Annotated in this window: 20 protein-coding genes; 9 read left to right on the top strand and 11 right to left on the bottom strand. The window is 38.7% G+C overall.

Going from position 1 to position 19,903, the window contains the following annotated elements; genetic code table 11:
- A partial coding sequence (locus tag G561_RS0111875) for a cold-shock protein (RefSeq protein ID WP_028859130.1) occupies positions 1-198 on the bottom strand: 198 nt, incomplete at its 3' end.
- Between the two features lie 371 nt (positions 199-569).
- Between G561_RS0111875 and G561_RS0111870 the strand changes: the two genes are divergently transcribed.
- A complete protein-coding gene (locus G561_RS0111870; RefSeq protein WP_028859757.1) occupies positions 570-1,031 on the top strand; it encodes a universal stress protein in 462 nt (153 codons plus the stop codon).
- 43 nt (positions 1,032-1,074) lie between these two features.
- On the opposite strand, the gene G561_RS0111865 is transcribed toward G561_RS0111870, so the two are convergent.
- The 9 genes from G561_RS0111865 to G561_RS0111825 all read right to left on the bottom strand — a co-directional run bounded on the left by G561_RS0111865 (position 1,075) and on the right by G561_RS0111825 (position 10,302).
- Positions 1,075-1,494, bottom strand: coding sequence for a YbaN family protein (locus G561_RS0111865; RefSeq protein WP_028859756.1), 420 nt, complete (start codon positions 1,492-1,494; stop codon positions 1,075-1,077).
- Positions 1,495-1,608: 114 nt separating this feature from the next.
- On the bottom strand, positions 1,609-2,640 hold the full coding sequence (locus G561_RS0111860) for an ornithine cyclodeaminase family protein (protein WP_028859755.1): 1,032 nt from the start codon (positions 2,638-2,640) through the stop codon (positions 1,609-1,611).
- A 116-nt stretch (positions 2,641-2,756) separates the two neighbouring features.
- The gene (brnQ, locus tag G561_RS0111855) at positions 2,757-4,100 is read right to left on the bottom strand and encodes a branched-chain amino acid transport system II carrier protein (RefSeq protein WP_028859754.1); all 1,344 of its coding nucleotides are present in this window, start codon (positions 4,098-4,100) and stop codon (positions 2,757-2,759) included.
- 189 nt (positions 4,101-4,289) lie between these two features.
- A complete protein-coding gene (locus G561_RS15665; RefSeq protein WP_255210309.1) occupies positions 4,290-4,415 on the bottom strand; it encodes a hypothetical protein in 126 nt (41 codons plus the stop codon).
- Between the two features lie 220 nt (positions 4,416-4,635).
- Complete coding sequence (locus tag G561_RS0111845) at positions 4,636-6,123, bottom strand: peptide MFS transporter (protein WP_028859753.1); 1,488 nt, start codon at positions 6,121-6,123, stop codon at positions 4,636-4,638.
- Between the two features lie 201 nt (positions 6,124-6,324).
- A complete protein-coding gene (locus G561_RS0111840; protein WP_028859752.1) occupies positions 6,325-6,795 on the bottom strand; it encodes a hypothetical protein in 471 nt (156 codons plus the stop codon).
- 742 nt (positions 6,796-7,537) lie between these two features.
- On the bottom strand, positions 7,538-8,281 hold the full coding sequence (gene istB, locus G561_RS0111835) for an IS21-like element helper ATPase IstB (protein ID WP_028859751.1): 744 nt from the start codon (positions 8,279-8,281) through the stop codon (positions 7,538-7,540).
- Positions 8,274-9,857: an IS21 family transposase gene (istA, locus tag G561_RS0111830; RefSeq protein WP_028859750.1), complete on the bottom strand. Its 1,584-nt coding sequence runs from the start codon at positions 9,855-9,857 to the stop codon at positions 8,274-8,276. Before istA ends, istB begins: the two co-directional genes overlap by 8 nt.
- 199 nt (positions 9,858-10,056) lie before the next feature.
- Positions 10,057-10,302, bottom strand: coding sequence for a hypothetical protein (locus G561_RS0111825; RefSeq protein WP_037032384.1), 246 nt, complete (start codon positions 10,300-10,302; stop codon positions 10,057-10,059).
- 89 nt (positions 10,303-10,391) lie between these two features.
- Here G561_RS0111825 and G561_RS0111820 point away from each other — a divergent pair, with 89 nt between their 5' ends.
- Together G561_RS0111820 and G561_RS0111815 are read left to right on the top strand one after the other, a co-directional pair.
- Positions 10,392-10,778 (top strand): helix-turn-helix domain-containing protein, encoded by a 387-nt coding sequence (locus G561_RS0111820; RefSeq protein WP_028859748.1) that lies wholly within the window; start codon positions 10,392-10,394, stop codon positions 10,776-10,778.
- Between the two features lie 11 nt (positions 10,779-10,789).
- Entirely contained in the window at positions 10,790-11,215 is a 426-nt protein-coding gene (locus tag G561_RS0111815) for a hypothetical protein (protein WP_051584539.1), read from the top strand.
- Between the two features lie 298 nt (positions 11,216-11,513).
- On the opposite strand, the gene G561_RS0111810 is transcribed toward G561_RS0111815, so the two are convergent.
- Positions 11,514-12,110, bottom strand: a complete 597-nt coding sequence (locus G561_RS0111810; RefSeq protein WP_028859746.1) for a CGNR zinc finger domain-containing protein — start codon at positions 12,108-12,110, stop codon at positions 11,514-11,516.
- 439 nt (positions 12,111-12,549) lie between these two features.
- On the opposite strand from G561_RS0111810, the gene G561_RS0111805 reads away from it, so the two are divergent.
- The 6 genes from G561_RS0111805 to G561_RS0111780 all read left to right on the top strand — a co-directional run bounded on the left by G561_RS0111805 (position 12,550) and on the right by G561_RS0111780 (position 19,835).
- Positions 12,550-13,713: an MFS transporter gene (locus tag G561_RS0111805; protein ID WP_028859745.1), complete on the top strand. Its 1,164-nt coding sequence runs from the start codon at positions 12,550-12,552 to the stop codon at positions 13,711-13,713.
- Between the two features lie 46 nt (positions 13,714-13,759).
- The gene (locus tag G561_RS0111800; protein WP_028859744.1) at positions 13,760-14,884 is read left to right on the top strand and encodes an FAD-dependent oxidoreductase; all 1,125 of its coding nucleotides are present in this window, start codon (positions 13,760-13,762) and stop codon (positions 14,882-14,884) included.
- Positions 14,885-14,962: 78 nt separating this feature from the next.
- The gene (locus G561_RS0111795) at positions 14,963-15,421 is read left to right on the top strand and encodes a PaaI family thioesterase (protein ID WP_051584538.1); all 459 of its coding nucleotides are present in this window, start codon (positions 14,963-14,965) and stop codon (positions 15,419-15,421) included.
- Positions 15,422-15,426: 5 nt separating this feature from the next.
- Positions 15,427-16,611, top strand: a complete 1,185-nt coding sequence (locus G561_RS0111790; RefSeq protein WP_028859742.1) for an acyl-CoA dehydrogenase family protein — start codon at positions 15,427-15,429, stop codon at positions 16,609-16,611.
- Positions 16,612-16,654: 43 nt separating this feature from the next.
- Positions 16,655-18,856: a malate synthase G gene (locus tag G561_RS0111785; protein WP_037032381.1), complete on the top strand. Its 2,202-nt coding sequence runs from the start codon at positions 16,655-16,657 to the stop codon at positions 18,854-18,856.
- Between the two features lie 298 nt (positions 18,857-19,154).
- The gene (locus G561_RS0111780) at positions 19,155-19,835 is read left to right on the top strand and encodes a hypothetical protein (protein ID WP_028859740.1); all 681 of its coding nucleotides are present in this window, start codon (positions 19,155-19,157) and stop codon (positions 19,833-19,835) included.
- Positions 19,836-19,903: the final 68 nt, after the last annotated feature.

The following is a 19,903-nucleotide window of genomic DNA, read 5'->3' as shown; positions in this document are numbered from 1 at the left end:
GATACCGTGGGCTTGTGGGCCTTTAGCACCTTGAGTTACTGTGAACTCAACTTCTTGGCCTTCAGCTAAGGTCTTGAAACCTGAGCTTGCGATTTCGCTGTAATGAGCAAAAACGTCTGGACCAGTTTCTGGAGCAATAAAGCCAAAACCTTTAGCTTCGTTAAACCACTTTACTGTACCTTTGATAGTATCTGACATATTCATCTTCCTAATTTTAAAACATAATGACCTATTTGGTCGGGTAACGCTTGAGCAACTACGGTAAATCTTAAAACGGAGGATTAATGCTAATACTACGAGGTAATGATTTGCTGCGGGTTTCTCTTAAGCAGGAATGTAGTATAGGGACCTTATTACCTTTAAGCAAGCTTTATTTTAAAAAAACTTAAAATATCTTTAGTTTGCTTAAAAAACGCTCTATTTTGCGGCAAATATGCTCTATATAGTCATAAGTACCCCTAAAATCATACTGCATCTGTAATTAAATAAGCTTATGATATTATGTAGAGAGTAAGGATTAATCCCCTTCTCTATGCTCTTTTAATCTTATTTATAATATAGGTGCCGCTATGAGCTATAAACATATCTTGTTAGTTACTGACCTACGCTCCGATGCCGATCTCGTTGCCCAAAAAGCAAAGTACATTCATTCCCGTCAACAAGGCGCTCAGTTGTCTGTACTGCATATTATTAAAGACACGGTGGTGGGATTTGGTTATGAAATGGTACCCGCAGCCAGTCTGTATGATGAAATAGATGATGCGCGCTGTAAGAATGCTAGAAACGACTTGATTGAGTTTCTTGACCGCAACGGCTTAGATTGCAACAGTCCGGAAGTCACCACAGCGATTTCAAACAGTGAAGGCATTATCAACTACTGCGATAAGAATGACGTGGACCTAGTGGTTATTGGTCGTCATGAGCGTCATGGTATCTCTGCTTGGATTAATGGAGCGACTGTAGACGCTATTTTGCCTAACGTCTCTTGTGATGTTCTGGTTGTTAAACTTGAGAAGCCAGTGAAGGAGTAGTTGACCTCCCCAAACTCTGGTCTGGTCATAGATGCAAGGCCAATTAGGCGTCAGGTAATCGCCATAGGTAGATGCCTACGCAGAAGCAGACTAAGGCCACCGTCCAAGCTACCCATAGTTGTGCATCAGGCACTGTGAAGAATAACAGAGTGCCTGATAGGGTCATCATAATACAGGCGAGCCATTTAGCCCTTCTAGGCACAGCCCTGCGTGCTTCCCAGTCACGAATATACTTCCCCATATACTTATGGTTTATTAACCATAAATAAAAACGTTCTGAACCCCGCGCCCAGCAAGCTGCTGCAAGTAACACAAAGGGCGCAGTAGGCATTACTGGCAACATTACTCCCACCACCCCCAGTCCAAAAAATATACCCCCTAAGACAAGATACAACCAACGCATTGAAGCGTATTTGGATTGATTAACATTGCCAGTATGTCGATAGTGACTATTGTCTCTCATAAAACAAGGCGGATTATCTTATTGGTTTATTGCAATATTGGTTATTGCAATGATTTTTGATTTGGACGGCCCTTTATTACCATGGCCTGTTATTAGAGTAGTTATCAGCATAGCTTATAGCGCTACGGCTTGACCAAGCTGATCCCGTTTGGCGGCTAAAGCAATCTTTAACGCCACTGCGGCATCAAAACTGGCTGCACCCACTGACTTAAATAGAGTGATTCCTTTCGAGTCGCCTCCTGTCTCGACTTTTAGCTCACCAGATACCAAATCTATCAGTTGTCCGCTGAGCTTATTCCACTGCCAATCACAGTCTGTATTGTCATGGGCCTGAATCAAGCCACCCGCTTCATGCTTACCGCCTTCTAAATCATCGATGACCACATACGCGCTTGACTCAATAACTGAATCACTAACCTCTTTCATGTTGGGCTGATAGGCACCTACGGCATTGATATGGGCATTGGCTTTGATTTGTTCAACTTCAAACAAACCTTTTGTAGCACGAGTGGCTAAATTGATAACATCTGCCTCTTTTACAGCTTCTTCAACCGTATCACAAACGGTCAATGTCACATCCCACTGTGAGTAATCTCGCTCAAATGCTGCTTTAAAGTCATGTGCTTTGTCTGTAGTTCGATTCCAAAGCGTTACCTCAGTGATATTCGGGCACACGGTTAACACCGCATTTAATTGCTCATACGCCATGCCTCCTGTCCCTACCACAGCGACCGTCTTGCTGTCTGGATTGGCCATATATTTTGTCGCCACACCAGATAGGGCCGCGGTACGTACTTGTGTCACATAGATGCCATCCATGAAGGCCAGAGTCTCCCCTGTTGCTGTGTCTGAAACAGTAATGGTCGCCACAGTTGTCGGCTTATTGCGCGCTGGATTATCCGGGCAAATGGTCACCAGTTTGACCACGGCATACTCTGCTGAGCCATCAAATACCACTGAAGGCATCGTTAAGTGCGATCCTGTCTGATGCTTATCGCTGTCCTTATGGGTTGCAATTACCAGACGCTCTGGCGTTTTTACCCAACTTGGATTTTTATGCTGAACTTGTAATAAGTCTTCAATGGCTTCAATGGCCATCGTCATGGTTAACTGCTGCTTTACCGTCTCAATATTTAATACTTGCATTTTTATTCCTTAAATCAGGAGGCTAAGCTTTTATTATGCAAATCCATAGCCCATAAGTACAAGTTGCTAACTGTGATGTTTTGTCACTTAGCCAACATGAGTGTATAAATAGAGCGTCACAGTTGCGGCTTATCAGTACGCTTAATTAAAAAACCAATCAATGCCATTACTAAAGTGGGCACAATCCAGCCCAACCCAAGCTCTGCTAAAGGCAAGGTGTCTATTAAGCTCTGCCAAGGTAGCGGCTCTGACACAATATTGCTCAGCATGTCATTGAACGCAAATAAGGTGGCAGTTCCCACACCCAGTATATAGGTCATTGGACGATGAGCAATCAGTGGGTGCATCAGCGACAAGAGTACCAAAGCAATACTTATAGGGTATAAAAAGACCATAATAGGTACCGCAGTCGCCAAGATTTTCTCTAAGCCTAAGTTAGAAAAAATAGCACCCATGACGGTAAAGATTAACACATAACGGGCATAGCTAATTTTGGGAAATATCTGATTGGCAAAGCTTGAACAGGCGTTAATAAGACCAATACAGGTGGTCAAACAGGCCAAAATAACAATCGATCCAAAAGCCAAATTGCCTGCATCGCCCATTAATTGAGTGGCCGCCATGGACAGTAATACCGCACCATTCTCATAACCTTCAGGGCGATACATACCAATACCAATCCACGCCAGCCCAAAGTAGATTGCTCCCAAAAATAGACCCGCAATCAAGGAAGACTTAATCATCACCTTCACTACGTGCTCGTCATTGGTCGCCTTATTATGATTACCCCCACTCTCGCTGATAATGGCATTGGCCAAAACCGTACCAAAAGCTAAGCCAGCTAAGGCATCTAAAGTAAAGTAACCCTCAATAATACCGGCAGACAAAGGATTGTCTCTAAACTGCTCAGCGGCCATATGATGACTAGGTGTCAGATTCATAAATGCCAAGCCACAAAGCAAAGCAATAGTGATTAATAAAATAGGTGTTAAAAACTTACCTATTACATCGACCAATCGACCAGATTTTAAGGCCAAAAAATAACAAATGCTAAAAAACACCACTACGTACAGCGTTAAACTAAGGCCTTCGGGCAGATTAACAAAATGACGAAATCCCATTTCATAACCGACGTTTGCCGCCCTAGGGATACCGTACATGGCCCCAATTGATAAGTAGATTAAGATGGCAAAAATATAAGCAAAAACAGGGTGCACTCGGCGACCCAGACTCAAGATTCCGCCACCTGATTTGGCAATGGCGATTAGAGTCAGCATAGGCAAGGCAATGGCGGTAGTGATAAAGCCCAAAACCGCAGGCGTAAAGTTAGCACCTGAGTTCATGCCCAGCATGGGCGGGAAGATGAGGTTACCTGCGCCAAAGAAGAAGGACAGCAGCATAAACCCATAAAACAAAGGATTGGTCGGTTTTTTTTGCGTTACTAAATGGTCTTTGCCCATGAGGTATTAACCCTGTTATGTGAGGTTGAAAATCGAGCAATTGTATATGAGTAAAGGGGAGATGGCAAAAAACCGTACAAACTTTTCAGTAAGTACGGTTCCATAATATTAACGCTTAACCTATTTATAGACCAAGCAAGGTAGATAGTGGCTTAAAACTTGGCCGAAAACTCAACCAACTAGTGGCAATTAAAGACTGGTCGTGGTGCCAACTAGCCCAGTCACGGTACAAGCCGTCAAAAACAAAGAGCTGGTCATGATTAGCATTAAGCCAATTTTTACTTTGTGTAACTTTAATTTGTTTCGCGTTGACATCGGCAATCCTTTTTTTAAAGTTTGGCTCTTATAAAACCTATTATAAAACCTATTATAAAGCCTGTTATAAAAACTGGGAGGGGCTAGCTAGTAGCTTATAGCTTATGCTCGCCCTGTTTTATATTAACCTCAAGTTGTTGCTACCAGCCCTTATTGTGACGACTATTGTCTGCTATTTAAATGAGCCGTCGGTTACAAATTATTGCTACTGTCCCCTGCCCTAAGCGGTGGGATCGGTATCTGCTTGGGGGTGCTGCTTGTCCCACTCATCGGCAGCATTGAGCATTTTTTTGATCACTGTTGAGGACACAAACGCCACAACAGTTAGTACCAGCGCAAATACTGTCAATAACATAAAGAAGCCGCCATAGCTTTCTACCGCGATGGCCTGAGTCAATTGAGTGCCTTTTTCTAAAGCAATATGAGTCGAGAGTACCGCACCCACAATACCACTAAAGGCCATTGCCACCATAAACAAACTCACCGAAAAGCTAGAGATGGCTTTGGGCGCTACCGAAAGAATATAAGCCACTACTAGACTGCCCACAATAACCTCAGCAAAGGCTTGGAAGAAATGCACCAACAAGAAAACTTCTGGTCGTAACACCACATCTTCTCCAATGTTCAATAAGGCGGCGGTCATTATGGCAAAGGCAATGGTGGTCAAAATAAAGGAAAAACCTACCTTAGTAGCAGTACTGATAAATATACCCCGCTTCTCTAAGCGATTGGTAATAAAGGCAATTACTGGACCGGCAACTGCACACCACAACGGGTTCATCACCATCGACCCTTCAGGCTGAATGGGAATTATCCCAAACAAATCACCGCGCATGGTATTAATGGCCACTAGGGTCATCGATGTCATCATTTGACCATAATAAACAAAGAAAGCAACGGTCAAAAAGATCATGATTAGGATAGTGCCCATCCGCAAAGCAGTAGAACGGGCGGTCGATGTCAGCATAAGCTTTATAAAATAAGCGATGGCCGCTGCGCTGATTGCGTAAACAATATATTGCCCTTTGTCCATATCACTAAACATATAGAACACAACGGCTAACATCGCCACACTTAATAGAGCAAACTTAATCCAGTTGTTTAGCGGTACTGGGGTTTTATCAATTTCATCCGCACCGCTAATTAAAGGCTTACGCAGCACAATTAGCGATAACACGCTTAGCCCGGTCATAATCGCAGCCAGCATAAAGTTGCCTTTATAAGCGATTATCAAAGTCAGAAATGGGAAAACGTATTGACCCACAAATGCGCCTAAGTTATTCACTGAGTAATTAATCGGGTATACTTTTTCAAAATCTTGTTGGGAAGAAAAAGTAGTCTGGAATAAAGTGGGATAGTTCGGTGACATAAGTCCGCGGCCATAACTGGCCAAAGCAATACCCATCAGACTCATGGCCACATTAATGCTGACAGCACTAATTAATAGCAGCACATAGCCTAGGGTAAATGCAATATAACCTACGACCAAAGAGCGATACGCTCCCAGCAGACGGTCGCCAATCACCCCGCCAGCGATAGAAAACAACGTTCCTACTGCCCCAAAGGCCCCTATGACCATTAGGGTATCGGCTTCGCTATACTGTAACTCTTCTAAGAAAAAGGGGGTCAAGACAATCATGACCCCATAAAAAGACAAACCAAACGCCATTTGGCAGAACATCATGACTAGGTTTCTTTTATTAAACACAGGCACCTCTTTTGTGGCATGGCTCATTAATGAAACAGGCAACAAGCGATAAGAAAGCTGAAAAAAGGAGCAATTCTAATCCCATAAAATTACAAAAGCCACCCATATTGGTGGCTTGTGTGTCACGGTGTCTTCATGATTTGATTTAATGATTAAGGCTACTATATGAATTATTAAGTGGAATTATAAGTTAACTATAATTTATAACGAGCAAATAGGTTCTAACTTAGTCTTATAAACATAAGAGAAGTTCTGACCATTAGGAAAGGCACGTTGCAACTCAGGCTTACTGAAAGTTTGATTTAACATCAGCGATTGCTTTGGTACTAACTTATTTACTTTGATATATGAAAATACTGGCTCGTTTCCATACTGTAGTCCTATCGAGTTTTGCATTGGCTTAAGCTGATACTGCTCCACACCTACTTGCTTATAACTGCCATCTATATAGCACTGGAAACGATAGTTATAGCTCATTTCATTTTTGAAACTAATCACAGCCGCTTGACCATTCATCCCTGAGGTCATGGCCCAATAGCCGTCATATATGCCTTGAGGCAATTGGTAGCTGTTACTAGGAGAATTGGGCGCCATACCGGTACTGGCACAGCCTGACAACAATAAGGCGCTACCGATCATAGTAGCAGCGGTCATCTTAATAAGGTGGCTCATAATCTTTCCTTGATTTTATGGGTTAGAATTATATGGTTGTATAAACAGATTATTCATAGTTATATTAGCTTAATTTAAAAAAATAATAACTTGCCATTAGATATAATATTGTAGGATTTTTATAACTAAGACTGTGAGCTTAAGACCGTTCACTATAGTTGGTCAATCAAGCTCTGCATTAGCTTCAACCCCTTATATCAAGTTAATAACTATTTATTTTATATATAAAAAAACCGCTACAGCATAATACTGTGGCGGTTTTGCTGCATTTCTACCCCTTTATGATGTGATCTTCAAAACCGCTCATCTGCCAGCTCACCTACCCAAAAAATATGGGACAACATCAAACACAAAAGTGCCAGAAGGTTTTGTGGCGCAGTTGGTCTATCCAATACCACAAAAAAAACGTAAGAAAAATTGATTTAGCTATCCTAATTTAAATGCAGAATAGCCCTTCCCGCTTTTTGCTTGTAGTCTGAACAGTTGTAGTCGATAGTTTTAAAACGCTTTGAACTAAGTTTAACTAATTCACCCAAATACTTGCTTTACAAAATCATGAGAAAAAGCCTGATATAAGTTGTGTGGTTGGCTTGTAGGCTGTGGCTTTAGCCCAGCATTGCAAAATAACCTCTCCCATACCCACCTATTCTTATCAAACGTGACCACCAAATGGCAAATGACGTGACCAGTCATTATTACCATTCGTGACCACATTAATTTCAGAATAGAAAACTATTTAATATTATCCATCAAAAGCATCTGCCACTTTTCTCATAGACTTACCTTTTAGTTCTATGATGTGCGCTTGATTGATAACCCGATCTAACAAAGCATCAGCGATCGTTGAATCACTGAACTTATCATGCCAATGCTCTATTGAAAACTGACTAGTAATCATTAGGCTTCCGTTCATGGACTGTAAATCAATAATTTCTAGTAATAATGGTGCAATTTGTATATCTATATGACCTAAAGCGAAATCATCGATGATCAATAAGCGACTCTTTATCAATTTTCGTCTTAATCTAATTAAACTCCCATCAAGTAGTGCATCACTTAGCTCTTCAAGTAACTGATGTGCAGTTATGAACAATGTCTCATAACCTTGTCGACAAGCTTGAATACCTATAGCGCAAGAAAGCCATGTTTTACCAGTACCTGTTGCACCAAATATCAATAGGTTCTGTTTTTTCTCTAACCAACCACCTGATGCTAAGTGCTGTATAATCGCTTTATCTAACTTTCGACTGGGCGCATAAGTAACTTCTTCAAGTCTAGCAGAAGGATAACGAAACTTTGCAGCTTTTATCAGCCTTTCAATTCGCCTTTGATGTCGATTTTGTATTTCAGCATCGCTTAATAGACTAAGTATTTCGCTAAACGATAACCCTTGTTTTAAGTATAGTTCATAATTGGTATCTAATAATTCGACAAAGCTAGTTAATTTTAGCTCATTTAATTGTTTGCGTAGTGTTGTATTAAGCATGACTATTCTCCAAGCTGGTATTTTGTTGAATAATGTGCTGGTAATAGCCAGCACCTCGAATATTTTCATGACAAATATCTGTATGAGTTTTTTCAACCCTACTATTCAACTTTAAATAGCTTTTACTGGATACCAACTTTTTTAGTGTTGATATATTAAATGACTGCATATTAATCGCACATTGGCATGCACCATCAAGACGTTCCTCAAAGTTATTATTTACAACCCAGTCTTTAAACTCTCTAAATTTTAATGAGTTTGACTTAAACTCCCTTTTATTTGCCAAATACTCATGCGTCCATAGCTCACAATTATCTCCCCATTGCCCAGACCATTGTTTTAAGTAGTCAATATTTGATCCAGCTTGATACTGATGGTCTTTAGGCATGTGGTTAATATCAATCACATCAAGCTGGTCATCACTTGCGATAGCATGAGAAGCAATACGATTACGCTGATAGTACATTTCAATCAATTTATCTGAGATAGCAATGTCAATCTGTTTATGCGCATATTGATAAGGCACGCTATAGCGTACACCATCCACGTTCACTTGATAAAACTCATCAACTCTTTGGGCGTACAGCCAATCCCTAATTTCAAAGCTAGATTGTGGTAATGGCGTTAAATACGGTTTATCAAGCTTCAAAAATTGCTCATATCTTGACGTAGGAAAACGTTTAGTGGTTTTAGAATTTAGCTCAATCAATCCTGTTAAAATAGATTCATTTAACTCATCTAGGGAGAAAAAAGTACGATGACGTAGTTTTGCTAAAATACCTCGCTGTACGATTTGTACGCACACCTCAGCCAACCCCTTATCTTTGGGTTTACGTGGTCGAGTTGGATTAATTGCAAAGTTATAGTGCTCAGCAAGTTCAGCATAACTTTGATTGATCTGTAGCCGAGTTTTGGTGTTGGTAATGACGGCAGATTTTAGATTATCAGTAACGACTTGCTCTGGTACACCTTCAAAATAACGAAACATTTCAATATGACAGCGTAACCAGTCCTTAATTTTTTGTGATTCAACAGCATAGGCAAATATATATCCTGATGCTCCCAATACCCCAACAAATACCTGAACGTAACGCACATCACCTGTTTCAGGATTTTGTATAGGCATAGTACGACCACAAAAATCAACTAACACTTGCTCACCCACTTTATAGTGTTGACGCATGGATAGCCGATTGGTTTTACGCCATTGTCTATATTTACGGGCAAACTGTGAGTATGATAAACCTTCAGGGCAATCAATTCGGTATTCTTGCCAAAGTAGCATTAGCGTCATATCACGCATCTTTAGTTCATTGTTTATGTAATCCCAATCAGGTTCGATTTTGTGAGACTGTTGATAAACTTTAGGCTGTGAGCCTAACTGGGCTTCAAACTCATTATTAGGTAGATTCAACAAGTCATCACCATGTATGGTGCACCGCTTATAGAGTTTTAATACCCTGCCAACAGTGTTATGTGAAATGCTAAGCATACTAGCGATTTTACGTTGACTATAGCTTGGATTAATTAAATGATATTGAATGATTTGACGTTGAGTTTTAACATCTAAACGCATAAATATTTCCTAAAATAGATTAAATATATCAATGCGCAAACATAGATGCTCGGTTTCTGATTGACATCATCAACTAGAAACGTAACAATAGTATTGTCGAAGCTTGAAAACGACACCTGTGCAGTATCTGTGTGTATCAGACACGGATACTGTGCATCTTTATCTACGCAGCCTGTTTATTCAATTGTTGATAGATTTTTTAGTCCATAACTCCCTCCTGTTTGCGCTGTGTTTTATCGTACTGTTCCTTATGATTTATCCTTTGAAACTCGCTGGATAGATAGCCTGATGATTGCAACTCTTTTGTGATAAGCATTGCTGATTGGGCGTCTAAACTTCGCATATTATCTAAGCAGTATTGTTCATATGCTTGCCTGATATGAGATGTAGGCAAACGCACTAAGAATGGCTTTGCCCGCTGGGTTGTCTTAGCTCTAATGCTCATGGCATAATCTCCTTGTAACACTTTGTTTATCGCACTAACATAATGTATGTTAATCATACGATTAATTAATGTCAATAGGATTTAATCTTTTGAGTAATTTATTTTTGGCAGAAGAGCGTTCACGGCTTGGCTTAAAGGCAAAAGATGTTGCTGATTATGCAGGTATTGCTATTCCTACTCAATCTAACTATGAGCAGGGTAAACGGTATCCTGATGCTCAGTATTTAATCAAAATTGCTGAATTAGGATTTGATATTAATTATGTCATAACTGGTAGACGAGACAGTCTTTTGTTATCAACACAAGAAAAGCTACTTATTGAACTATTTAGGCAGGCATCAGAGTCTGTGCAAAAGCATGTTATAACTGGCTTGATGTATGGTGAGCAAGCACAAGCAACAGGTGCTGGTAATACAGTAAGTGTAGGGGATGGTAATACAGGTAATATAGCTGGAAGAGATATTAAGCTTAAGTAGGAGGTTAGATAATGCATAACCATGTAACGGTGGGAAACGATAATCATGGGAATGTTTGTGGGGGTGATTTAACTATTAATTCAATGCTTCCCTGCAAGAACGGCGATGGTATGCTGTCTTTCGAGGATTATCAAAGAATGCCGTACTGTAATAAATGTATTGGTGTCTCAAGATATCGTAATGAGCAACGTTTTCACTTTTATAGCCTTTTAGTGGGCTTGGTGATAAGTGCATTAATGATTGCGCTTCACTGGATTGTCACGGGTGGTTTACCAAAATTTTTATTGCCTATGTTTAAAGACGACTTTCTAGCACCTCTAGTGGTACCGGTGCTTTCCACAGCAATGCTGGCAGTAGTCATTTTGTTGATATGTGCTCTTTTTTCTAAAAGATTAGCTGATAGGTATAACAACCAATATTTTTCTTATCATGAGTAGCTGGATTATTAATAAATCAAGCTTTAAGACGGAGTTTTAAATTATAAATGTAGTCTGTTTCATAAATTTATTCTTTAAAACATCCGAAAAGCTCGCTATGGTATCTTATTAAAAGCATTGTTATTACGGTTTATGAATCCTTTTTAATTATATGTCTTAATGAAATCAGTTAAGTATGGCTACAATACTAAAGGCTATGTCTAAATAAATGACTAAGTCTTTTCTATGCACTAAGGTATTCATTTTTAAAGCGTTACAAACCAGATCTAAAGCACACAAATTTTAGTGCAAGTTAGTGTTAGCTATCAGATTTTCTCTCTATAGACCTCAATGCTTTAGCTCGATTACCACATGTCTTCATAGAGCACCAATTCCTTTTAGCACCATTCGAGCGATCTAAAAATATAATCCCGCAACGATCTTGAGCACATTCTTTTATATTAGTGGATATGTTTGATGTAAATAGCTGGATACAGTCTTCCGCCACATACCCTAGCAACGCCTCTAAATCCAACGTATTCTTTGCTATCAATAAACCATCATTTTCAGATAGTTCCCAATGTGGTCTTAATTGAGCAAGATCATTTAATTTTTTTATCTCATGAGAAGATGCATTTTTATTAATTAGCTTTTCTATAATCCCTCTAACCTGTATCGCTTGACTTTGAACTTTATCAGATACTTGCTGGCTCATAGCACTCTCACTCAAAGATGGTATTGAGCTTGTCCAAGTGGCTTTTTTTTGTGCTTTAAGGAACCATTTCTTAAGTCCGTCATCTTGTTCTAACAAATCTTGAGTAGTGGATTTTGGGTCTTTACGACGCCTTAATGTGTTATACAAATCCAAGCTTGCACAGCCTCCATAGAACACAAAACCAAGTTTTGGATGATTCATATAATTTACCCCTTACGAAACAAAGAATATAGAAATATACCCTCAAATATATAGAACTCCCTAGTAGGAGAACTTTTTTAGCCCATCAATTAAAACTAATCTTAAATAATTGGTGAGCTAAAGTTGTAGCTTATAGTCTGCCTCAAATAAATGATTTATTGTTTTGCCTTCACATAGATGCTCTATCTGTGGTAGGTCGCTCGTACTCAAGTTATTTGAAATTTAATATATAGCTAAAAAATTAGCGAATTTGAGAGAAATATGTAAAGAGTATATAGCATCATAAATTGATGTCGAGAGTTACGAGGTAAATTTAAAATACAAATTTGTCTTGACACAACCCCCTAGGGGGGTTAATTTAAATAATAAAATAACCCCCCTAGGGGGTTATAACGGTTTATTAAAAAATAAGTAGCTATCAACACTAAAGAACATACTTATGAGAGAGTACTCATTTCCTTTACCCATACACGCTTTACCGATAATTTCTGCGTTTATGTTACCTAATTTAGTAACACCGTTACTTGAAATTTGGCGACACCAAATTGGCTTTTCGACAGGAATGTTGAGCCTCATATTTGTCATGTATCTTGGAGGTCTTGCTCCAGCATTTTTGTTCGCTACGGCATTATCTAACCGTTTTGGACGAAAAAAAATCATTCTAACGGCCTGTGTATTTGGCTTACTGTCTTGCATTGGTTATGCAGAAGCTTCAAATGTCATAACACTTATTGCAGCAAGAGTTTTAACGGGGTTATGTACTGGTCTCATATTAGTTTTAGGGACTGATGCGATATTAGCTACAGCAAAACAAAATGAAAGTCACAAGGCAACATTAATAGGAACGGTAGGGATAGGATTAGGCTTGGCTGGTGGCCCTATTTTAGCAGCCATTGTGGCAAATTTTTTGCCTTATCCTACTGTAACAGTCTTTGTTGTTGAAGCTAGTTTATTAATATTTTGTATTCCAATAGTCCTTAGTCAGTCAGATTCTCTTAAGGTAAAAAATATAGGGTGGTTGCCCTTTCAGTCTATGGGTCAGCAAGAAAATCGGGCAACACTGGCAGGGTTAGGCGCATTTGCTCCAGGAATGACCGCTGCTGCCATCGTGCTGGCACTAATGCCGACTATTGTAAAAGATATTGGATTGAATAGCGTATTGGCAGGTGGTTTGTTAGCTGGCGGAATGTACTTAGTAAGCCCTATATCGCAATTTGTATTTAGAAACATTGAACCCTTTAAGCTACTTTTAGTGTCACTAATAATAATTATTAGCGCTATGGTTTTGTTGATTTTAGGGTCAGTAGTATCTTCACTATTAGTATTAGTGATGTCAGTTGTCGCTATCGGAGCAGGTCAAGGCATAAGTAACTATGCGAGTTTCAAGGTGGTTCATACTTATGCAGCAAAAACAGTTAAAACTGCTATTTCATTACTGTGTCTTGGCGTCTATGTCTCAGCGAGTATCATTCCAATCTTAGGCGGTTATTTAGCGGATTATCAAGGTATGAAAATGGCAACAATCGCAATGGCTATAGGAGTAATAATAATGTCAATTCCAGGATTATTTATCGCAAATGCACGATTTATTAATGCAGAGTGAAATAAAATATTTTAGGAACTTAAGTAGTAGGGAAGGAGTTTAAATAATGGACATAGGAATAATTGGATCTGGTATAGCAGGGTTGACTTTGGCAAACCTTTTACAAGACACACAAAGTCAAGGCTTCAAAGTGACTATTTATGATCAGGCAAAAGTTTTGAAGCCAGTTGGTGCTGGATTTACTTTGCAACCCAATGGTCTCAGTATTATGAAAAAAATAGGTGTTTACGACGAGATTATTAAGAGATCTGCAAAAGTGGATAATTCTGTCATTCATGATACATATGGCAATAAGCTACCAACTGACATAATGAGGACTCTTAGTAGTGATAGAGAATCATATTCAATTCATAGAGGTGATTTTCAAGAAATTCTACTTAAGAATCTTTCACAATTTGTCAATATTCAACTTAATCATGAATTTATATCAGCAAGAAATATTGATGATAAAGTCGAGATAACTTTTGGTAATGGTCGTACCTGGACACATGATCTACTGATAGGTGCAGATGGAGTTAGAAGTCAAGTCAGACGAGTTATTTCACCAGAAACTAAATTAGAAGCTGAACGAGTTACTGCTATTCGTGCATTGATTCCTAAATGCGAGGCTACAACTGGTGGTAGTAACTTTAGAGCATGGATAGGCGGTAATAAAGTTTTGGTCACTTATCCAGTAAAGGATAGTCAGAAGATTAATATAGCTGCTTATGTTCCATCAAATAATAAGCAATATAAAGGATGGTCACAAGCAGTTTCTAAACATACATTATTGGAAGAGTTCAAAGGATGGGGGTTTGAAGCAATTAATTTAATGAATCATGTTGAATATGCATTTTCATGGGAATTATATGATCATTTGCCTCTTAGCTCATGGTCTGAAGGTGCTATCTGTGTAATTGGTGATGCTGCACATGCCATGCTCCCCTATCTTGGACAAGGCGCAAATCAAGCAATTGAAGATTGTGGTGTTTTAGCTTCCCTTTTGACAGATATTACCTCAAAAAATGAAATAGAGGGTGTGCTTAAGGATTATGAATCTATTAGAAAAGAGAGCGTAACCATGATTCAATCTTTATCTCGACAAGCTGGTCATGTTTTTCGTGATGATTTCGGTGGAGATATTGGCAAGAAAGCTAAAGAAATAAATAAGCTTTTGGGTCAACGTTCATAATAATCTGCATAGCATATAAGGTATGCCATATCATTCATTGTCTTTAAAATACTTTTTTATAGTGAGTATTTAATCATTATGACTACATATCAAAACTTTTCAAAGCCCAATAAATTAGAAATATTGCAAAAATTGATTGAAAAGAGTGTAACTAAAGGTTTTGATGCCAGTATTGGTATCAAATATACCTATATTAGTCCAGATAAGGTTGAGGCATCGCTTAATATCAATGATAGCCTTCATCAACCTGCTGGAATCGTCCATGGAGGAGTTCTAAGCGCTATAGTTGAGACAGCTGGTTCCGTTGGAGGTAGTGCATGGTTATGTGAAAAAGAGTGGGATGCTCTATTTGTTGGTACTAGCAATAGCACTGATTTTATTCGCCCAATATCGACTGGTGTGCTTAATATATTAGCAGTACCGATTCAACGAGGTAGAACAATCCAGCTATGGGAGATTAGTATTAAAGATTCTCATAATAAGTTGATAGCAACTGGCAGATTGAAAGGACAAAATGTAAATAGTGATAAGGAGTAGGGATAATGCAAATACAAGATGAATTTAACGTATTACAAGAAACCAGCACTGAATCTCAAATTAGAGAGTCTGTTAGAAAAATTACCGACTCGCTTGGTGCAGGGTATATAGATAGATGCTTGAAAACAGACACGCCACCACAAGAACTATGGGACGAACTATCAAAAGCAGGCTATCTTGGTATAGGTATTTCTACTGAATATGGTGGTGGAGGGCTCGGTTTATATGGGTTGTTTTGCGTGGCTGAAGAGCTAGCCTATAAAGAGAGCCTATTGGTAATGTTGGTAATGTCGTCTGGTATCGTGGCTCCTATTTTAGAAAAATGGGGTACAGACTACCAAAAAGACAAATATCTTCGTCGTATGGCAACTGGAGAAATAAAGTTTTCTTTTGCGATCACTGAACAAGATTCTGGTAGCAATCTTTATAACATGAAAACTGCACTAAAACGTAACACCGAAAGTAATAGCTATAGTTTAAATGGAAGTAAGTGTTATATCTCTGGTGTCAATGATGCTGATTATATTCTAGTAGTTGCAAGAGTAAAACAAGATGATGGAACTTTGACTAAGCCTGTCTTATGCATTGTGGATGCAAAAGATACCAAAGTTCAAAAAACTGTAATTGATATGCCTCATTTTAGTGCTGATAAACAATGGCAACTATTTTTCGATAATGTAGATATTAGCGAAGACCATATCGTCGGAGGATTGGACAATGGTTTGTCTGCTGTTTTCTGTGGTTTAAATCCAGAACGAATACTTATGGCGGCATACTGCAATGGTATAGCTATGAATGCGATAGAGCGAGCTTCCAAGTATGCATGTGAACGTATAGTGTGGAAAAAGCCGATTGGAGCTCATCAAGGTATATCACATCCATTAGCTAAGGCGAAGATTAACCTTGAGCAGGCTCGTCTAATGACACGTAAAGCGGCTTTCCTTCATGGTTCAATACCTGAAAATGAGGTAGCAGAATACGCCAATTATGCTAAATATGCTAGTGCCGAAGCAGCTATACAAGCTGTAGATACAGCAATTCAGGTACATGGGGGTAATGGCTTTACTGATGCCTATGGCATTGCAAAGTTATATTGGCCAGCACGTTTATTCAGAACAGCGCCTGTTAGTGCAGAGATGATATTAAATTATGTTAGTCAAAATATACTGAATTTACCACGCAGTTATTGAATAAAAAAACTTAACAATCTAATCATGAATAAGGGGTTTTACTATGAACCGTATCACTAAAAGCAACCTTAAAATAGATTCTTCTTTATATCAGTTTATAAGTGAAACGCTATTGCCCAGTATTGGTAAAGTAGCTGAAGAAGATCAGCAAAAATTTTGGGACGGTTTTGCGGACATAATTGCAGAATTTACGCCACGTAATCGTCAGCTTCTTGATAAACGTGATGAATTTCAGCACAAAATAGATCAATGGCATATCGAGAATAAAGGCAAATTTGATTTTGAAAACCATTTTGATAACTACGAAAATTTTCTTCGAGAGATTGACTATTTAGTTGAAGTCCCAGCTGATTATAAAAAGGACTTTCAAATAACCACACAAAATGTCGATCAAGAGATCGCACAAAAGGCAGGACCACAGTTAGTTATTACTGCTTTAAATGCCCGCTTTGCTTTAAATGCATTAAATGCTCGTTGGGGCTCTTTATATGACGCATTGTATGGCACTAATGCCATTGAACAAGACTCAAATAATCAGACGACAGGTTACGATAAACAACGGGGTCAAAAGGTAATTGAATGGGGGCGAGAGTTTTTGGATAGAGTTATCCCGTTGGCTAATGGCTCACACAAAGATGTCACCCAATATTCTATTGAATCTGGAGAACTTACAGCACAGATTAATGGTGAGCCTGTTGCATTGCGTTCACCTGAAGTATATGCAGGCTTTAGAGGTGACAAAAATCAACCTGACGCCATTTTAATTTTAAATAATGGGCTTTATTTTGAGATTCAAATTGATCCTAACTCTCAAATAGGTAAGCAAGATAAAGCAGGGGTAAAAGATATTCTAATGGAGTCAGCCTTGACTACCATCATTGATTTTGAAGACTCAACGGCTGCGGTAGATGCTGAAGATAAGACTTTAGGATATGCAAATTGGTTAGGCTTAAATACAGGGAAACTGGCGGTTGATATAGTTAAGAATGGCAAAAAGTTTACTCGACAGCCGAATGAAGATCGCTACTATACCGATGTAAACGGTAATGAGATTAGATTGCATGGACGTTCGCTGATGTTTGTTCGCAACGTTGGACCTCTGATGCAAAATCCAGCTATCCTAGATCAAAATGGTGATGAAGTATTTGAGGGAATAATGGATGGTGTCATTACTGCTGCCGCTGCTATTCCTGGACTAGATTTAAAAAATCCACTGCGTAATTCCCGTACTGGATCTATATACATCGTAAAACCTAAATTACATGGACCTGATGAAGTTCAGTTTACTTGTGATCTGTTTAGTGCTATTGAAGATCTACTAGGATTACCACAACTGACGTTGAAAATAGGCTGTATGGATGAAGAGCGTCGTACTTCATTAAATCTTGATGCTTGTATTGCTACTGGCAGGGATAGAATTGCGTTTATCAATACTGGATTTTTGGATCGCACTGGTGATGAAATTCATACTTCTATGTATGCAGGTGCCATGTTACCTAAAGCAAACTTACAAACAGCACCGTGGAAGCTTGCTTATGAGAATAATAATGTAGATGCAGGTCTGGCGCATGGATTCCAAGGCAGAGCGCAGATTGGTAAAGGTATGTGGACTAAAACAGAGCAAATGGCGCAAATGTTAGATAAGAAAATTGACCAAATCAAAGAAGGTGCTTCAACAGCCTGGGTGCCATCACCTACTGCCGCTACTTTGCACGCTACTCACTATCATGAAATCAATGTATTTGAGGTGCAAAACAAGCTTGTTGCAAGTGGTCGGCGCAATACCTTTAAAGACTTAATGACCATTCCACTGGCTAATAAAGTTTCGTGGAGTAAGGATGAAATTCAGCAAGAGCTTGAAGATAATTGCCAGTCTATTTTAGGGTATGTCGTTCGCTGGGTTGAGCAAGGTATAGGCTGTTCTAAGGTGCCTGATATTCACGATATTGACTTAATGGAGGATAGAGCGACACTGCGCATTTCTTCGCAACTATTGGCGAATTGGTTACAGCATGAGGTGATAAGCGAGCAACAGGTTATAGACTCCCTTAAACGTATGGCACTTAAAGTTGATAAGCAAAATGCTGGAGATAATGCTTATCGCAATATGGCACCAGATTTTGATAAGTCTATGGCATTTCAATGTGCAAAAGAGCTTATCTTAAAAGGTGGTGAGCAACCTTCTGGTTATACTGAGCCCCTGTTGCATAAGTATCGTCAAGAGTTCAAAAACAAGAATGCTTAGGGGTAAATGTAAACTTTAAGATATATTCTTGAATGTTACATATATTGATGACGAGTTTCTCTGTGGGCATTTCATCACTCTTTGACCTTCTTAGTCAGGAATCCACTAGGCGGTGAAGTGCCCTTTTTTTAATCCACTAAAAGTTGATAGGGATGTATCGATCATGATTTCAACTCAAATATTGTTTGAATTACAAAGAGTTTATAAGTGAAATTTTCAAACACAAAATAATTTACCTAATCTCACCAAATACAACCATTGAAAAGTATATTAAATAAAACATAAAAAGGTGACACGGATGTCTAATAATACTTTAACAGTAGAAAGTCTATTGGCTGATGCAATGCCTCAGTCTAACTATGAGTGGCCTGATAGCCTCCCCCACCTGTCCCAACAATTACCAAAAAATAAATCTGAAGAAGATAGAAAGTTTTTACTCAAAGAATGTTCTGTTTATAGAGATTTTGATCCGACAAAGTTTTACAACTCCTATAAAAACCATTCAAAAGAACAATTTATTATTGAATTTTTAAACCATCACGCTTTCCAATTTAATTCAAGACGACGTTTCAGAGAGTCTTTAAAAATTCAAACTACCGTTAAAAAAGTTTTAAAAAAATCAACACCCCTTGATATTGTCATTCCAATATTTTGTGTGATTGGTAATTTAGCAAAACGAATAGAACCAACAACAGTTACTTTCGCTGAAGCTTGCTCTTTGCAATCATTACAAAATATTTCCAAACTATTTTTAGATATGACTAGTGTTGAGTTACGTTTTCAAATTATCGCTGATTCAAATTTTTATGTACGCCCCTTGGGTTCTGATCCTATCATTTCATCTAAATATTTAGATGACTTAAAAAAATATTCTAAAGAAAATGAGTTGGAAAACCTATACATACATGATATGTGTGATATGGCTAAACGTAAGCATCCGACCATCCCATCTTTTTTTCTATTAAAAAATGCGAGATAGTGTCCATGAACAAATAATCGTGGACACTAACATGACAACACAATCTCCTAATACACCCAAACGAAGAA

This window comes from Psychrobacter phenylpyruvicus DSM 7000 = NBRC 102152 (genome assembly GCF_000685805.1).
Lineage (GTDB): Bacteria > Pseudomonadota > Gammaproteobacteria > Pseudomonadales > Moraxellaceae > Psychrobacter > Psychrobacter phenylpyruvicus.
The sequence above is the reverse complement of the archived record's forward strand: the minus strand, read 5'-3'. Positions and strand labels throughout refer to the sequence as shown.

What these genes read in the sequence shown, in the direction of transcription:
- G561_RS0111870 (WP_028859757.1), top strand. Translation starts at nt 570, where the DNA reads ATGAGCTATAAACATATCTTGTTAGTTACTGACCTACGCTCCGATGCC.
- G561_RS0111865 (WP_028859756.1), bottom strand. Translation starts at nt 1,494, where the DNA reads ATGAGAGACAATAGTCACTATCGACATACTGGCAATGTTAATCAATCC.
- G561_RS0111860 (WP_028859755.1), bottom strand. Translation starts at nt 2,640, where the DNA reads ATGCAAGTATTAAATATTGAGACGGTAAAGCAGCAGTTAACCATGACG.
- brnQ (WP_028859754.1), bottom strand. Translation starts at nt 4,100, where the DNA reads ATGGGCAAAGACCATTTAGTAACGCAAAAAAAACCGACCAATCCTTTG.
- G561_RS15665 (WP_255210309.1), bottom strand. Translation starts at nt 4,415, where the DNA reads ATGTCAACGCGAAACAAATTAAAGTTACACAAAGTAAAAATTGGCTTA.
- G561_RS0111840 (WP_028859752.1), bottom strand. Translation starts at nt 6,795, where the DNA reads ATGAGCCACCTTATTAAGATGACCGCTGCTACTATGATCGGTAGCGCC.
- istB (WP_028859751.1), bottom strand. Translation starts at nt 8,281, where the DNA reads ATGCTTAATACAACACTACGCAAACAATTAAATGAGCTAAAATTAACT.
- istA (WP_028859750.1), bottom strand. Translation starts at nt 9,857, where the DNA reads ATGCGTTTAGATGTTAAAACTCAACGTCAAATCATTCAATATCATTTA.
- G561_RS0111825 (WP_037032384.1), bottom strand. Translation starts at nt 10,302, where the DNA reads ATGAGCATTAGAGCTAAGACAACCCAGCGGGCAAAGCCATTCTTAGTG.
- G561_RS0111815 (WP_051584539.1), top strand. Translation starts at nt 10,790, where the DNA reads ATGCATAACCATGTAACGGTGGGAAACGATAATCATGGGAATGTTTGT.
- G561_RS0111810 (WP_028859746.1), bottom strand. Translation starts at nt 12,110, where the DNA reads ATGAATCATCCAAAACTTGGTTTTGTGTTCTATGGAGGCTGTGCAAGC.
- G561_RS0111805 (WP_028859745.1), top strand. Translation starts at nt 12,550, where the DNA reads ATGAGAGAGTACTCATTTCCTTTACCCATACACGCTTTACCGATAATT.
- G561_RS0111800 (WP_028859744.1), top strand. Translation starts at nt 13,760, where the DNA reads ATGGACATAGGAATAATTGGATCTGGTATAGCAGGGTTGACTTTGGCA.
- G561_RS0111795 (WP_051584538.1), top strand. Translation starts at nt 14,963, where the DNA reads ATGACTACATATCAAAACTTTTCAAAGCCCAATAAATTAGAAATATTG.
- G561_RS0111790 (WP_028859742.1), top strand. Translation starts at nt 15,427, where the DNA reads ATGCAAATACAAGATGAATTTAACGTATTACAAGAAACCAGCACTGAA.
- G561_RS0111785 (WP_037032381.1), top strand. Translation starts at nt 16,655, where the DNA reads ATGAACCGTATCACTAAAAGCAACCTTAAAATAGATTCTTCTTTATAT.
- G561_RS0111780 (WP_028859740.1), top strand. Translation starts at nt 19,155, where the DNA reads ATGTCTAATAATACTTTAACAGTAGAAAGTCTATTGGCTGATGCAATG.